General features: G+C 42.9%; 14 protein-coding genes. 6 read left to right on the top strand and 8 right to left on the bottom strand.

Going from position 1 to position 16,228, the window contains the following annotated elements:
• The first annotated feature begins 158 nt into the window (after window positions 1–158).
• A complete protein-coding gene (locus L4D79_RS08065) occupies window positions 159–848 on the top strand; it encodes a hypothetical protein (RefSeq protein WP_428649728.1) in 690 nt (229 codons plus the stop codon).
• Window positions 849–967: 119 nt separating this feature from the next.
• On the opposite strand, the gene L4D79_RS08060 is transcribed toward L4D79_RS08065, so the two are convergent.
• A complete protein-coding gene (locus L4D79_RS08060) occupies window positions 968–1,255 on the bottom strand; it encodes a hypothetical protein (protein WP_428649726.1) in 288 nt (95 codons plus the stop codon).
• A 379-nt stretch (window positions 1,256–1,634) separates the two neighbouring features.
• On the opposite strand from L4D79_RS08060, the gene L4D79_RS08055 reads away from it, so the two are divergent.
• From L4D79_RS08055 to L4D79_RS08040, 4 genes are all read left to right on the top strand, one after another.
• Window positions 1,635–2,234: a winged helix-turn-helix domain-containing protein gene (locus L4D79_RS08055; protein WP_428651744.1), complete on the top strand. Its 600-nt coding sequence runs from the start codon at window positions 1,635–1,637 to the stop codon at window positions 2,232–2,234.
• A gap of 779 nt (window positions 2,235–3,013) precedes the next feature.
• Window positions 3,014–3,694 (top strand): hypothetical protein, encoded by a 681-nt coding sequence (locus tag L4D79_RS08050; protein ID WP_428649723.1) that lies wholly within the window; start codon window positions 3,014–3,016, stop codon window positions 3,692–3,694.
• 403 nt (window positions 3,695–4,097) lie between these two features.
• Window positions 4,098–4,709: a peptide deformylase gene (locus L4D79_RS08045; RefSeq protein ID WP_428649720.1), complete on the top strand. Its 612-nt coding sequence runs from the start codon at window positions 4,098–4,100 to the stop codon at window positions 4,707–4,709.
• Window positions 4,710–4,740: 31 nt separating this feature from the next.
• Window positions 4,741–5,295 (top strand): PadR family transcriptional regulator, encoded by a 555-nt coding sequence (locus L4D79_RS08040; protein ID WP_428649718.1) that lies wholly within the window; start codon window positions 4,741–4,743, stop codon window positions 5,293–5,295.
• Between the two features lie 119 nt (window positions 5,296–5,414).
• Here L4D79_RS08040 and L4D79_RS08035 read toward each other — a convergent pair whose 3' ends face one another.
• The 7 genes from L4D79_RS08035 to L4D79_RS08005 form a co-directional block, all read right to left on the bottom strand.
• Window positions 5,415–6,161, bottom strand: coding sequence for an ABC transporter ATP-binding protein (locus L4D79_RS08035; RefSeq protein ID WP_428649715.1), 747 nt, complete (start codon window positions 6,159–6,161; stop codon window positions 5,415–5,417).
• On the bottom strand, window positions 6,161–7,252 hold the full coding sequence (locus L4D79_RS08030) for a FecCD family ABC transporter permease (protein ID WP_428649713.1): 1,092 nt from the start codon (window positions 7,250–7,252) through the stop codon (window positions 6,161–6,163). Before L4D79_RS08030 ends, L4D79_RS08035 begins: the two co-directional genes overlap by 1 nt.
• On the bottom strand, window positions 7,249–8,478 hold the full coding sequence (locus L4D79_RS08025) for an ABC transporter substrate-binding protein (RefSeq protein ID WP_428649710.1): 1,230 nt from the start codon (window positions 8,476–8,478) through the stop codon (window positions 7,249–7,251). Before L4D79_RS08025 ends, L4D79_RS08030 begins: the two co-directional genes overlap by 4 nt.
• A 242-nt stretch (window positions 8,479–8,720) precedes the next feature.
• On the bottom strand, window positions 8,721–11,210 hold the full coding sequence (ptsP, locus tag L4D79_RS08020; RefSeq protein ID WP_428649707.1) for a phosphoenolpyruvate--protein phosphotransferase: 2,490 nt from the start codon (window positions 11,208–11,210) through the stop codon (window positions 8,721–8,723).
• A 19-nt stretch (window positions 11,211–11,229) separates the two neighbouring features.
• Window positions 11,230–11,541, bottom strand: coding sequence for a PTS fructose transporter subunit IIB (locus L4D79_RS08015; protein WP_317522793.1), 312 nt, complete (start codon window positions 11,539–11,541; stop codon window positions 11,230–11,232).
• A gap of 292 nt (window positions 11,542–11,833) precedes the next feature.
• Window positions 11,834–13,066 carry an AAA family ATPase gene (locus tag L4D79_RS08010; protein WP_428649704.1) on the bottom strand — a complete coding sequence of 411 codons (1,233 nt, stop codon included), beginning with the start codon at window positions 13,064–13,066 and terminating at the stop codon, window positions 11,834–11,836.
• Window positions 13,067–13,080: 14 nt separating this feature from the next.
• The gene (locus tag L4D79_RS08005; protein WP_428649702.1) at window positions 13,081–13,761 is read right to left on the bottom strand and encodes a GntR family transcriptional regulator; all 681 of its coding nucleotides are present in this window, start codon (window positions 13,759–13,761) and stop codon (window positions 13,081–13,083) included.
• Window positions 13,762–14,736: 975 nt separating this feature from the next.
• Between L4D79_RS08005 and L4D79_RS08000 the strand changes: the two genes are divergently transcribed.
• On the top strand, window positions 14,737–16,170 hold the full coding sequence (locus tag L4D79_RS08000; protein ID WP_428649699.1) for an amino acid permease: 1,434 nt from the start codon (window positions 14,737–14,739) through the stop codon (window positions 16,168–16,170).
• Window positions 16,171–16,228 lie beyond the last annotated feature (58 nt).

Below are 16,228 nucleotides of genomic sequence, written 5' to 3'. Positions count from 1 at the left end.
TGAATAATGATTCTTTTTAATTTGAGTTTACTTGATTAATCCTTGTTATAAGGGTCATATTGGATTCTCTATTTTCATAGATATATAGATATATAGATATATAGATATGAAGTGACTTATTGAAAGTAGATTATTTTATTATTTAAAAAGGAAAAAGAATGATGGAAAAATTAAAGCTTATTTTACCTTATATTTTCGTAACGGCAGTATCAGGTAACGTTCTTGCAGGGGATGGATATGATTATATTTCAGGAGGTTTTCAATATTCATCGGTCAGTAATAATGATAACTTTTTACCAGAAGATTCTTTCTCTGGGTATTATTTAGGCGGGTCGTGGAATTTTTATGATAACTTTTTTGCTGAGATAAGACATGAAATGGTATCTAAAAATAGCTTTGACTTATCAGAGTCAATGATTGGTCTTGGTTATTACTACAATATCTATCCTGAACTTTCAATCTATGCGATGCTTGGCGGCGTAGATTATCGCTTAACGTATGATTTGACAGACGATATTATACCTGATGGTGCTTTTGGTGAATTAGGTTCGACTAATTTGGGTATAACGACTAATAATAGTGCTCTTGCTGCTGAGTTAGGAGTGAAGTGGGGTGTGTTAGATAAACTAACAATCGGACCGGCTGTACGTGTGATGAACTATGATGAAGTCATTGTAGATTATCGACTTGACTCAGCCTTTGAAGTTTATGATGGAGTTAGCATTGAGGCCAATATTGGATACCAATCGATGGATCTAGTAAAGACTTTTTTTGATAACTCAAAGGTTAATCAGAGTCTAGATTTTGATGAGCTTTATTACCAGTTTGGTGTTAGATTTTCATTCTGATTCGTTATGCTATAAGTGAATAACTCGATTCCTTCTAAGTTAACGCTTAGGAGGATTTTTTATAATAGTATGTATTTAAAAATTAACATGAAGTTAGAGGTTATTAGGCAAAGCCATAATTAATATACTATTGCCTTTCCGCTTTGGTATTTAATCTGTTCTGATGTCATTTTATCGAGGTGTTTATCAAGCTTATTTTCCTTTAGTTTGTATTTAAGGTCATTTAAAAATAAATACAAGTGTTTCTCTTTAATGCTCAAAAAGGTACATCGTGTTTTAAATTGGCTGCCAATAGTCCCAGACCAGTATAGGAAACCATCATATTCGATAAGGTTTAACTCATGAGTAGTAAAGTTATAGTCAACGTGCAGTACAGTATTTAATGCATTGATAGCAAACTTGTTCATGTGCTTACCTGACAATATATTTCAACTTTGTTACATGGCTTATGTACTGCCTAATATAATCGCTGAGAGGAATGCAGAACAGTTAAATGACATTAATCGCCCACTAATTAACATTGATGCCATTAATGTTTAGTTGTGGTTAAGGTGTTGATTTTTAGTTGTTTCTTTATTCAAATTGCTGCTTCTTGGGGCGAGTTGCTGAATGTTTGCTCGGTTAATATTAATTAATATTAATTAATTAATATCTTGGAAAGATATCCTTCCGGCACTGTATCTTTTGATGTACATTCGAATGTGTTTAGGCTAGGCGCTTTATTAATAATCATAAAAATAGCAATTAATTATTTAGTAGTTTATATATTCAAAGGCGCTACGTGTGATGTGTGATTTAAATGATTCTTCAGGTAAAAGACTATTTTTAAATGATGAGGTGTATTTAATTGAAGAAAGGAGATCTATAACAAATAGCAGGAGTGGTAATGAGGCTGTTTTTTCAACCTCAGAAGTTTCTATCATAAAAGAACTAGTCATGGCCGGTGGCAAGCCTGTTTCCAGGCGCTACCTGCTCGATAACTGCTGGGGTGGTCGGGTTGTTACGAATACATCATTAAGTGTAGCTATTAACAAAATAAGAGAAAGGCTCACAAGTGTTGGTTTGAAGGATGCCATTCTTACTGTGCCGCGGTGTGGGTATCAAATCAACTTAACAGATGATGAGAAGCTGGAAGTTGTGCCGCTATTTAACCAAAGCCAAGAGGCAGATAAAGAGGAACAAGTTAATCAAAATCAAGAGGTAGATAATGAGAAACAAGCTTGCTCAACTGAATTAGTTGAAGATTTAATTAATGACGATCAAGCTCACTTGAGTTACATTAATTTTAAGCTAAACGGGCTAAATATTAATAGCGATTATCTTATTGTTTCCATGTCATGGGTGATTTCCTCTATTATCTTCGCATTTTTCTTTTTTAATATATAGTTTTTAGAGCTCAGACCATATGCATTTATTACATAATTTAAAGCTTGTCTATAGCGGCGTCTTATTGTCACTAATATCATTTGTTATGTTTGGAATATTAAGTACACTTTTTGATAACTCCAGTTACATATTTAAACATAACATTAAACAGAACCTAAGCAGAGATAAATCATTAACTGAAGAGTTTAGCTTTAAATTTATCAGAGGTGAATTTATGGGAAGTTACAGTATTACAAAGGATGATGATAGATTGATGTACATTGATTATAACGGCTATTATCTCAAGTTTTTTTCAAACTATATAACATTTTCTATAGCTTCAAGTCGTAGTAATAAAAGTATATCTTCACGTTTTACAGTAAAGACGTTAAAGATATCTCCTGTTGATGATTCCTATTTATTAGAGGCGGCAATCCCTACGCTGATTATTGATAATAAATTAGTAAGAAAATCTAAAATTAGGTACAGTGGGCAGCTAACCCAATAGCGTTTATGATTTTTTAAACATAAGTGATAGTTTGTAATGCTTATGATTGAATGAGATGTTTGATAAGGGTAGTGATTAATCTTCCGTAATTTAATTACTACCTTTTATAACAACACTTTAATTTTAAGTTTCCAAAACTATATCATAGTTTATTTAATGTATGTTTTTTATGGTTTGTTAATGACTATTAATGACTATTAATGACTAATTAGTGATTTTAACTTAACTTACTTCTTTAGCATGGCACACTCTAAGTAAATGACAGCTGGATGTTAAGAGTTGAGGGGAAGATATGTTAGACATTAATATGTACTCTAAATATATAGTAGCTCTTGAGCCGATTATAAATGGCTCACGTAAGATTTCTGGATATGAAGTCTGCCTGAAGACAATTAATGATTCAACGGTAATGCCCAATGTGTTTGATCATGAAACAAAATTGAATAAAGCAATATATATGCTTGATCGATTGACGTATTTTGTTGAATCAAATATTGATAAAAAATGTTTTTCTGAAATTAGTTTTTATGTAACGTTTGAATTCGATTATATACAAGAGCCTAGAGTGTTGATTTTTGTACATGTGCTTAACAACGTTCTGAAAAGTAAAGGTTCTAGCCTTGTTTTTATTTTTCATGATAATGATCTTTCAAAGAATGTAAACCTAATCTACTCATATGATTTTTACTATCCTACATCATGTCCTATTAAGCTAGGGGTTATGTGCTTCGACTTTACATCGTTCCATCAACTAGATGTAATGAATAAATTTGACATATCGGTGGTTAAATTCAAATTTGATTTGCGTTTAACTGAAATACTCATAACCCAAGTTATACCAATATGTAGTAATACGAATAGTTTATTGCTTTTTGAAGATGTTAATGATGAAGGTCTCTTCTTTGAAGCTTCTGGTATAAGCAATGCTTTGTATAAAGGTTGTATAGCGGGAAGTGTTATTTACATTACGTAAAATTTCTGATGATTAAATGGATACCTATGATGATTAAAATATTGAGTTCTTAAAAATTAACTTTAATTAATTGAAATTATCTTTTAAATTTCTTTGGTTTTGTCATGATTAGGCAAAAGACTATGTTGTCATTATAGAGGAATGTTATGATTCGTTTGTTTGCTGTTTGTTCAGGTAAGTATAAATTAGCTTATAATCTATTTGTATTATCTTTTATATTTTCATTTTTCCTTGCTGCTATTTATTTTTTAGAAACTGAAAATATTATACTGGCTATACTTTTATTTGCTTATATTCCTATCACTCTGTTCTTGTTTAAGTGTTCTGATTATAAAAGAAAATACATTCACTAGTACATGGCGATATGCAATAGAGGGAAGGTATCCATTGGGAGTGCGTATAAATGAATCTTAAGTTATTATCTATCCTTATAGTTTTATTTTCAGGATTACTAATCGGCTGTGCTTTAAGCGAAGATAAAGAAGTAGGATTTTCTATCAAGAATAATGTTTTTGTCGGTGATGCCCTTAGAAAAAATGCAGAACATGTTGACCCTGTTAGCAACGAAGCCAGGTTGATTGCTAATAAACTAATTGAGTCAGCGAATTCTGGGAAGAATGCTGTCGGCCTCGCAGCACCACAAATTGGTATAGGTAAATCGGTATTTGTTTACCGGGTTCCTGAAAGGAAAGATGGGGCTGTGATTTTTCCTGATGAATGGGAAGTGGCTGTCAACGCCTCCTATGAACCTGCTAGTGATGAAATAGCCATGATGCCAGAAGGGTGCTTTTCAGTCCCTCACTTTTACAGCAGAAAGGTGCCTAGATATAAAAAAATACATTTTAGCTATTTCACGCTTGATGGCACCAAAGTCGAGAGCGTTGAAGAAGGCTATAAGGCACAGATCATTCAACATGAAACCGATCATCTAAATGGTGTTTTATACATTGACAAACTCGATGATACGGGAAGCCTTGGTAAACTCAGTGAACTAAAAAAATCAACGAGTAAGTAAAGTATATCTGAAGGAATTGAGAGGTTAGGTCATGACATTACCTCATATAATATTGACGCAGTTGAAAAATCAGGAATTGACCGGATACGATATCACTAAACACTTTGTTCAGACGCGGGGAGTATATTGGGTTGCTGGACACCAACAAGTTTACAGAGAGTTAATAAAACTCGAAGCTCGTGATGCCGTAAGCTATACCATCCACTTTCGATATAGGAAGCCGGATAGAAAAGTCTATAAGATCACGGCTAAAGGCCTAGAGGAGCTCTGTAACTGGCTACAAAGTGATCAAACTACTTTACATCCATACCGCGATGAAATCTCAGCTAAGATTTTGGCTGCTCAACCTGATGATCTACCTCATGTCATTCAGTCTTTAGAGAATCTTAAAGATAAAGTAGAGGCGAATCTTGTGCAGATTCAGCAAACCAATACTGAATGGCTTGCTGACAAAACGGCGGATAGCCACGAAATCATGATGAAGAGAATAGTTCTTAATAGGACGAAATCTCACTGGGTATCTCTTCGAGATTGGTGTATTGAAACAATTTACGCTCTGAGGGAATTGCTAATTGAGTCTCAATGAATAACCTCAACATTTCATTGATGCCAGTTCTCGATAAGCCAACAAGTGATGAGTAAAAACCCCCGGTTTAGATACCGCGCAAACGGCAGTGCCATTAACCGGGGGATGGTTATTGAAGGCTAGGGCTGTACAACAACGACCGGCGTCTCATTGAGTTGGATAATCGCTGAGTTGACATCAAACACATCGTGGATCAATTGCTGGTCGATGATGTGCTGTGGATCGCCATAGGTAAACAGCTTGCCCTGATGCAGCGCGGCCACTTTATCGGAGTACTGGATCGCCAAATTTAGATCGTGCACCACCATGAGCACGCAAGCGGCATGCTGGCGGGTATAACCTTTCACATATTCCAGTAGCTTGAGCTGGTTGTTCATATCCAAAGCCGCGGTAGGTTCATCGAGTATAAGAACCTTGGGTGTATTGATCACGGCTTGTGCCAGACCAACCATTTGGCTTTCACCGCCGGACAGCTCGGTACACACTTTGTTGGCTAGGTGCAAAATGCCAATACTATCGAGCAAAGCCAGTGCCTGTTCGGCACTGTTCGTTCGGGTAAACAGCGAGCTGACACCGACATGCATGGTTGTGATCAGTAACTCGACCACGGTAATACAGGCATTGATCCGGTGATCCTGTGGTAGGTAACCAATATCATCCAAGGCTAGGGGGGTACCCTGCCAAGAAAACAGGTCGGGCTCCCGTTTGATGAGCTTGGTCATCTGTTTGAGAACGGTGGATTTTCCGGCACCGTTCTTACCGATCAGAGACACCATTTCTCCCGGATGAATCGCCGGGAACGTCAAGTCATCCAGTACCTTATGCGAACCGTATGAGACAGACAGGTTTTTGATTTTCAATGCCATCAGAACCTACCGCCTTTTTTGATGATCAAGAAAAGAAAGAATGGGATACCGACCATAGACATCACTACGGTTAGTGGCAGGATAATCCCTGGCATGATGGTCTTGCTGGCTATAGAGGCAAGGCCGAGCAGTACCGAACCCAGTAAGAATGAGGCCGGTAAGAAGAAGCGTTGATCTTCGCCCAGTACCATCCGGGCAATATGTGGCGCAACTAACCCGACAAAGCCCACAGCACCGACAAACGAGACTGAAAGGGAAGTGATCAGGGAGACTAGCAGCAAGGTTTTGATCCGCAGCCGGCTTACATTGATCCCCATTGATTCAGCGCGCTCTTGGCCAATCTTGAGTGAGGATAGCTGCCACGCATCTTTCATCATGATGCCCAGCACTACGGGTAATATGATGGCTAAAATCGCGATTTTTTCCCAGCTACCGCGGTCGAGCGAGCCCATTTGCCAAAAGACCAAGGTTTGCAGTTGGGTCTCGGTGGCAATGTACTGCATCATGGTCAGCATGCTGTCGTAGGCAAACATGATGGCAACACCAAATAGCATCACACCTTCGATAGAGATCCGTTTTACCGACGATACTCCGGCAATCATGAAGGTGGTGAGCAGGCACATCACAAAGGCCATCACGGCAACCTGATATTCCACCGGGATAAACGGGATCGCGATGATATTGGTGATCACCAGCGAAGCCCCAAACCCTGCGGCCGCTGAGACACCGAAAGTGTATGGGTCGGCCAGTGGGTTATTCAGGGTTGTTTGCATCTGCGCGCCTGACAGTGCCAGCGCACCGCCAACAAGCGGGGCCATCAGTGACATCGGCATCCGGATGTCCCAGATAATTACCCGGCTGGCAATATCACTGGATGCGGGGTGGAAGATCCCACCCAGTACCTGCGCCAAGGTCAAGCCTTGCGAACCAATCAGAATATCAGCAACGACACATGCCAAACTCAATACAAAGAAAAAGGCCAGTGCGAGCTTCTTTTTTCGATTGCGAGCCCGGTGCTGCTGCAAGGCAGCCTCAATCGGGCCGCCAGTTTGTTCCATCACTGGAGTGGGGGATAGGGCTAGATCACTCACTGAGCCACTCTCTCGGTCATCTTCTTGGGTGCTTCCTGAGCCATCGCGTCGAAGTTGTTTTGGCCAAAGACGCCGCTGGCTTGGCGGTTGGCAAAGCGCTGGTTCATTTCTTCGAAGGTTTTTTCCGGATCGAGGTCGGCAAACTGTTCAGGATGGATCCACTTGGCGAAGTATTCCATTGCGACCAAGTTATAGGGTGAGTTGTAGAATGGCATGTAGATGGAATACACATCCTTGCTCTGGTAACCGTTGACCGCTTTCAGCCAAGTGCGATCCATCAGTGACTGGGTTGCTTTAGCGATGGCGGCGTCGTTGATAGAGGCGTTAGGGGCCGTCGCGTAGCCAAGCGGGATCCCTGCAGTTGGGTTGCCTTGTTTATCAATCCAGCCAGTGGTTTGCATAATATAGACATCAGGCCGTGCGGCGATGACGCTCTCCGGTGACATCTTACCGGTTATGGCCCCTTTCAATGGCTTGTCAGCGATATTGGTGGCTTTCAGGAACGGCACGTAGGCGCCCATGTTACCGGTGGCAAATGTCTGGCAGCATGAACCGTCATAGCCGGCAGCGCGTTCGATAAACACTTTTTTGTTGGCTTCGCTTTCCGGTAGCTTTTCAACTGCTTGCGCTAGCGCTGTAACGTGTTGCTGGTAATAGTCGGCAAATGCTTCACCTTGAGCTTCACGGCCTAGTGCTTTGGCTAAGCTGGTGACAGATTGGACGGTGTTTTTGATTGGATCTTCGCGAAAATCAATGGCAATGACCTTGATACCCGCTGTGTCGAGTTTTTCGAGCAATCCTTTCTCTCGTGCTAGGGCAATATTGGAGATATCGACCACGAACACGTCTGGCTTGTTTTCCATATTGATAAAACGTTCGGCATCAAATTCACCGGACTTAATTTTACCTATTTTCAGCACGTCGGCCAGTTCCGGGTAATCCTTGATGTAGCTGGCGTACATGCTCGGTGCGGATAAGCGCATGTCATCACGCCAAGCAACCAGATGGTCTACAGCCTCTTGCTGGTAGATGATTTCCAATAGCGGGAAGACGCGGCCAGTCGATAGCGCAACATGCTGAGGTTGTTGCTCGATGGTAATGGTTCGGCCTGCTACATCCGTGACGGTGACTGGAAAGGTATCGGCGAACGAGGCGGAAGAAACGCATGCAGAAGAAAGGACGATGGAAGACGTGAGCAAGGTTCTCAAAAAGGATGACTTATTCATTGACGATTATTATGTGTTAGAAATATGAATCGTCATGCTAATGATAATACTTATCACTTTATATATCGTTTATTGGAATATAATTTTCCTAAATTGTAAATAATGTAAATTTACCAATGATTTATCCCTGTAGTTTGTAGGGGCTATTGTTAACAAAAAAGCCCCCCTGACTGTCCGAATAAGTCAGGGGGGAAGCTTGGGTCTAGTGCTTGTTATTAGGGAGAGCCAAGTTCAGGGACGAGTTAAAGAGCGAGCTCTTGCTCAAGAAGCTGGATCATCGCTGCTTCATTGGCACAGCTTTTAAGTCTGTCTCTGAAATCTTGGTGGATCAGTTTACGGGCAAGGCCTGAGAAGATCCGCATATGCTGATCACCTTGCTCTTTATTGAGTGTCAGCATGATGATGAAGTCCACATCACCCGAGTCAGACTGCCAATCAATAGGCGTTTTCAGCTGGGCAATACTGATGCTCGAATGGCGGATGTTTTCTGACTTAGTGTGCGGGATGGCAAATCCGTGCCCGAGCCCGGTTGAGAATACCGCTTCGCGAGCCCAAATATCGTCTTCCAGTGCATAGACACTATCTGTACGTCCTTGGAGGTGTAGGTTGCCGACCAGTGCCTGAATGGCTTCTTCTTTGCTGGCAAAATCAGCGTGTTTAAACACACAGTCGATGCCCAGTAGGGGCTTGTCTGTTTCTTGGCTAGAGGCTTTGTCCAGCAGGGCTGTGACATCGTCGATGGTCGGGCATTGGCACGCTTGTTCGAACAGTTGCTGGCAGTGCTCAAATGTTAAGTGATTCAATGCTGCTTTCGTTGCCGTGATTTTGGGGGAGCTCATACTGATTTCATCAAGGCCGGCACCAACGAGCAAAGACAGTACTTGAGTATCTGCGCCGAGCTCACCACATAAACCGACCCAGCGGCCGTGCTCATGCGCGGTACTCACGACTTGCTTGAGCATGCGAAGAAATGCAGGCGCAAGGCTGTTGTAGAGGTGCGATACCTGTGCGTTGTCCCTGTCGACGGCCAGCAGGTACTGGGTCATGTCATTGGAGCCGATGCTGAAGAAATCCACCTCCTGACAGAACTGGTCGATGATAAAGGCCACCGCTGGGATTTCCACCATGATCCCCAGTTGCAGCTGCTCGGAGTAGGCAATGTTACTGCTATCGAGCTCGGCTTTGACTGCAGCAAGCTGCTGCTTAACCCAGCGGATCTCCTCAATGCTTTGGATCATCGGGATCATGATTTTGGTGCTGCCGTATACCGAAGCACGTAGGATCGCACGCAGCTGGCTGCGGAACAGTTGCTCGAATTGCGGATAGATACGCACGGCGCGGTAACCGAGGAACGGGTTAGCTTCTTCAGGTAGCTTGAGGTAATCAATGGGTTTGTCACCACCGATATCCATGGTGCGGATGATCACTGGCTTACCCTCGGCAGCTTCGAGCGCTTCGCGATAGTGGTTAAATTGCTCGTCTTCATCTGGCGCGCTATGGCGGTCCATGAACAGCATTTCGGTTCTGAATAGGCCTATGCCTTCTGCGCCATTGGCAAATGCCGCTGGTGCTTCTATTGAGCAGGCAATGTTGGCGGCAATTTCCACTCGGTGGCCATCGGCTGTGACTGCGGGCTGGTGGGCAAAAACCGCTTGCTGCTGTTGTTCTTGTTGACGCAAAGTCAGGGCGCGTTGGAAGTAGCGCTGGACAGGTTCGCTGCATTCTGTGGCAAGGACACCGAGATGGCCATCGATATAAGCCTGGGTATTGAGTGCCGAACTGCACTGGCTGGCCTCAATGCCTGACAGTGTTGGAATGCCAAAGGCCCGCGCCAAGATGACGGTGTGCGATGTACTGCCGGCATGTGTTAGCACCAGACCCTGCAGGTGGGTTTTATCCAAACCGATGAATTGGCTCGGTGTCAGATCACTCGCCAGTACGATAGTTGGCTCTGTCAGTTTACATTCTCGCTGACATTGAACTTCTGGGTAAGCGCTCATCAGCAGCTGGGTTGCGACATCTTTGATATCCAGTACCCGCTCACGCAAATAAGCACTAGCAGATTGTTGTAGCTGAGTACTGAGTTTATCGACAGTGGCCAAAATAGCGTTGGCGGTGGAGTGGGTACCGAGCAAGTTCGTGATGCTATCGATGAAGCTGCTGTCGTTCACTATTGCCAGATGCGCCGTGATAATGTCTTTCTCGTGGTGGCTCGCAGTGGCTGCCATGGCGGATAGTTGGTCGGCAACCTGCTGGTGGGCGACCTGGAATCGTTCGGCCTCTTGCTCGCGAATGTCCGTCGCAAACTGGTTAAGGTTGGTATGGCTAAACACGATTAACTTACCGTGGCCAAGGCCGGTAGCGAGACGAGTTCCGTATAGCAATGTCGGTTGATGGCGCATCAGTGACTGGGGTAAGGGGAATGTATCAATACTTGCCACAGGAGTTAGCGCTTCATCGCAATGGCTAAATTCAGTGGTAATAAAGTCCTCAAGGGCACGGCAGGCCTGTTCACTGTCTTTACCATCAAAGATCAGGGTACAAGCATCGTCTAATAGGGTATCAGTGCCTACCAGCGACAGAACACTTTTGGCATCGCCCTGGTTATTGTTGCGCTGGTTAACCAGCGTGATGGTACAGCTAAATTGACCGCAGATCTTTTCCAGATGAGTGGCCGGACGGGCATGAATACCATTGGGTAATTCACAACGGAAAGCAAATTGGTGTTTCATGGATACTACTGCCTTGTAATTAATGCGCTAACAGCTGCTGACATTGAGAGAAGACCCGGCGAGGACGCTGAAGGGCATCTTGGATAGTGACTTCGAGGCAACGTTGGTTCTTGAAGCGATCGCTATGCTCGATGTTGATATCGGCGGCGAGCACCACCACATCGGCAGATTTTATATCTTGCTCGCTGAGGCGGTTTTCGATCCCCATTGCGCCTTGCGTTTCGACCTTGATGGTAATGCCGAGCTTCTTGGCGGTATCAATCAATTTGTCGGCGGCCATATAGGTATGGGCAATCCCTGTTGGGCAAGCAGTGATAGCGACCACTCTCATCATTTATCTCCAATCGTTTGAAATCCTATGTGATCACTATAAAGAGAGGCGGGAGATGGCGGTAGAAGAGAAAACAACCCTTTACTGGACTTTTGTAGCGCCCGTATCCAAGCGTGATAATCGTCCCATTTTACGAGGCGTTAGTTGCTGAGTAGGCGATATTTACAGGGCTGAGAGCGGTGGTTTCAGGCATTCAGCTCAGCGTGGAGTATTCATTTTGCTACTTAATTAGCATTTTTAAGGCATGTGCTCGAGACTTTCTTGGTTGGCCATATATTGCTGAATGCTGTAATCATTCATCAGGCCAATGCCATGATGGTTTGCTCAGGATGTCTTGTCCTGGGACGACGGTTTGGCCTAGCTCTTTTTCTAGTTTTATTGAGTTGCATTCGGGATGCTGTTCAAGCGCAGCAATCAAACGTGGGGAGTGGGAAACCACCCATAGCTGGCTATGTTTAGTCGCATGCAGGATCAGCTTTGCCAATGCGGGTAGCAAGTCTGGGTGTAAGCTTGTTTCCGGCTCATTGAGCACCATCAAGCTTGGTGGGCGTGGGGTCAGCAAGGCGGCGACCCAGAGCAGAAATCGCAATGTGCCGTCAGAAAGCTCGGCGCCGGTAAGCGGTCGCAGTAACCCTGGCTGGGAGAACTCGAGTGAAAAACGGCTATCGGTATGGTGGATAATACGGATTGACGCACCGGGAAAGGCGTAGTCGACGGCCTTGAACAGCGTGTCTTTGTCACCGATTTCGATAATGGTTTGCAGGGCTGCAGCCAAATCTCGACCGTCGTGATGAAGAACCGGTGTGCGAGTCGCCAGTTGTGCTTGGCGGGCTGGGGCATCGCGGTCAGTCCGGAAGTGATCATAGAAGCGCCAGCCGCGAATGGTTTCGCGAAGCTGGAATGCCTCTGGTGTCGCAATGGGATCAGCCATTTGATCAAATAGACTATGGTAGCTGGCAATGTGCTGCGAAATGACTTGCCATTGCCGGCCATCACGAGCCTTAATCATTGCGCCATTCCGATCGATGAGGCTGCTGGCGGGACGGTAAACCGACCCGTTCCAGATGCATTCGCGCTTAATTTCAGGATCTTGGCCGAACATCGTTATAGCAGAAGGGATCGGCAGGCCAAGCGAAATGGCATAACTGAACTGTTCGGTTGAAAATCCCAGTTTCATCCGCTTGGTCTTTTGCCTGACGCTATATTCGACAGCCTGATCACCTTGCCTCATTGCGCGCGAGAGCGTTTCAGGTCCCGCCCAGAATGTTGATTCTAACCCACCTTCTTTGGCTATCGCAGGGACTACACCACCTTGGGCTGTTTCGGCCAGTAAGCGTAATGCTTTGTAGAGGTTGGATTTCCCTGTACCATTCTCACCAGTAATGACATTAAGCGGTCCCAATGGCACCTTGAGATCAAGGATTGAGCGATAGTTTTTGATAGAAAGCGCAGTTAGCATAATGACGTTAGCTTGGATATTTTTGGAGTTCGTTGTTACTGAACCTACGTATAGATTCAGTAACATAAGAATTGAAGTAGTTACTCTTTTTCTAGCAGAGTTTCAATAATCTTATAGAGGCGCTCAGTGTGCTGATTAACTAATTTGCAAGCAAGCTCACTATCACGGGCTAAGACGGCTTTCATGATAGCTTCATGCTCACCGTTATCATGGTATTGCTTTTCTGGAGCAAATTCATGATTTAAAAAGAAATGACGGTAACGTTCTTGTTGATCATATACATATTCAAGTAAGTCACTGACAAATGATGAGCCTTGGCTGGCAACGAGTGACAAATGAAATTGTTTGTGGCGAACTTCCCAGTCGTCTAAGTCAAAATCGGGATCATCAAGATCAATACGACTCAACTTGTGGTATGCGGTTAGGATGGTAAGTTCCCATTCCTCGTTGCCATTTTCAATTGCATTTTTCAAAGCCATATTACTAATGGCTTGGCGTACTTTTAAGATTTCACGCAACTCATCCAAGGAAACATCAGCAACCCAAAAGCCTTTTTGAGGTTTCATTACAACATACTTTTGCCAACTAAGCTGAACCATGGCCTCGCGTAGAGGTGAGCCTCCAACCTGGTACTTGCCCTTCAGTTCGCTTAATACAAGCTTTTGTCCAGCTTCAAGTTCACCCGATAAAATATCATGGCGGATCTGGTGCATTACCTTGTCGCTCAACGTTGCAAACTTATTATTTTTTGGCTCGGCCATTTTCGTTCTCTTTCTTGCTACCACTTGTGTGGTGACGGTGATAATTTAATCACTTCTTACCTGAATTAATCTGACCCAAGCAATGGTAGATTAGCTTGAATGACGGTCAACCTAACTCATAGTTTAACATATCATGAATGTATAATTTTATGATCTGTATATAAGAAAAAAACAACTACATCAATGTATTATCTTAATTCACATAGCGATTAAGTACTCGTAAGTGTATTTATTCATGAAAGCAATGGATTAAGATGATGCGAAAAGTGATTCTAAGCTTAGCCCTTATAACAAGTGTGCTCCTGTTTGATTGGGCTCAATATTCGGTTGTGGTCGGTATAGGTTTGATTGTTTGGTTATTCACTCCATTGCTTACTATAGAGTATATTATCAATATGTATGAGCATGAGAATGCAAAGTCGCTAACACGGATATCCACATTCTCGGCTTGGATATTGGCCTTCGCTTGGCTGGTCCTCGTTATTTCTTCGGCCTATATTTCCTATGCAATTAATATAATGAGCCTTTCACCGTCTCACTATGTGGCCCTGTATATTTTATCACCTGCATTTTCGTTGTTTCTTGCATTGGTGGGGGGATTCTGTGGCCTTCTGGCCAGTCATTTTCAAGTCAGAACTCATTAGTCACTAAGAAGAATTGACCACAAATCATCTTTCGATGGTAGTTTGTTTTTTCGTCTCTCAGCTCAATGTCGCTTCCTCTCTGGTGTTCCACCCATTCTTACTCGCTATATTTCATATGAAAATCATTAATTTATGATCTTACCTGTCTTTTCTCGGGGTAGCGTCATTTTGCCTTGAAAACAAAATTATCGTTTTTGATCTACAAAATCGATTTTTTATAGTTTGCAAAAATCCAAATCGATCTATACGATAAAATCGATTTTTGAGATTGAGGTGTTAAAAAATCGATTTTCATCTCAGGTATTTAAATTGATCGATTTTGAGGTCTACTATGACAAGCAACAAATCTGCACCTGCCAAAATTGGTGTTTTTAGCTTTGTCATGATAACCGCAGCTGTTGTCATGAGTGTTCGAACACTGCCCATGACAGCTCAGCCCGGTATGATGACAATCTTCTTCACATTAGCTGCAGCCATCTGTTTCATGATTCCAACGGCTTTAGTGTCAGCTGAATTAGCTACAGCATGGCCAGAAGATGGTGGGATATTTATTTGGGTTCGTGAGGCCTTTGGTGAGCGAATGGGCTTTGTTGCCGTTTGGATGCAATGGATTCAAATGGTATTTGGGATGACATCGATCCTAATGATTATTGGTGCAATCTTTGCCTATGCGATAGACCCAGCGCTTGCAGAAAATAAGATGTATATACTCGCCGTTATATTAATTATTTATTGGGGGTGTACCTTTGTAAACATGCGAGGTGTTAAAACACTAGGGTGGGTTTCAACGCTCTGTGTTATTTTAGGTGTATTCTTACCGTTTTTTGTATTGGTTGCATGTGCGATTGGTTATTTGGTTACAGGCAATCCTATTGTAACGGATCTATCATTAACTTCGGCGAATTTAATTCCTAACTTCTCAGATAATGGTAACTGGGCGTTATTTATTGGCTTTGTTTTTGTTGTTATGGGGATGGAAGTTTCCGCATCAAATGTTTCCTCTGTCAAAAATGCAGAACGTAATTACCCTATTGCCGTATTCTTAGTCGCGTTATTTGTTTTCTTAGTTTCTGTTATTGGTTCTTTTGCTATTTTCATTGGTATTCCAGCAGAGCATATCTCAATGACGGCTGGTCTTATCCAAGCATTCCAAACATATTTTGACATGTGGGGCCTAGGTTGGTTAACGCCTGTAATGGCTGTTTGCATGGCTATCGGCCTTGCAGGGCAGGTGAATTCTTGGGTTCTTGGTCCGGTTCGTGGTATCCAGGCAACAGCGAATGCGGGTGCACTGCCTAAAATTCTGCAGAAAACCAATAAAGAGGGTGTACCTGTTCGTCTTGTGTACCTCCAGGCTATTCTGATTTCTATTGTGGGTATATTAATTACGGTGATGCCTAATGTAGATGATTTCTATTTCATGCTACTGGGTCTAACGTCATTAGTTTACATCGTTGCTTATCTATTGATGTTCGCGGCTGCTATTTACCTTCGCTACAAGCGTCCTGATGTTCTTCGTAGTTTCAAGGTTCCTGGTGGCAAACTAGGTATGTGGGTTTGTTCTGGCCTAGGTATTGCGACTTGTTTACTTGCTGGATATTACGGTTTCCTACCACCGTCTACATATGCAGGAACGGCTTCGGAATATTTTAATTTCCAATTCATCGGTTTAGTTGTTATGGCGATTATTCCACTGCTTGTTTATGCATGGGGTAAGAAATCTTCAAACGCGAAACAAAAACTGGCGATGCAAAATACCCATTAATTAAATAATTGGATGAAAATTCCAGTTTATATGAATTCATAAATTAGTAAGTAAAGGT

This window comes from Photobacterium satsumensis, from assembly GCF_050336935.1.
Taxonomy (GTDB): Bacteria; Pseudomonadota; Gammaproteobacteria; order Enterobacterales; family Vibrionaceae; genus Photobacterium; species Photobacterium satsumensis.
The sequence above is the reverse complement of the archived record's forward strand: the minus strand, read 5'-3'. Positions and strand labels throughout refer to the sequence as shown.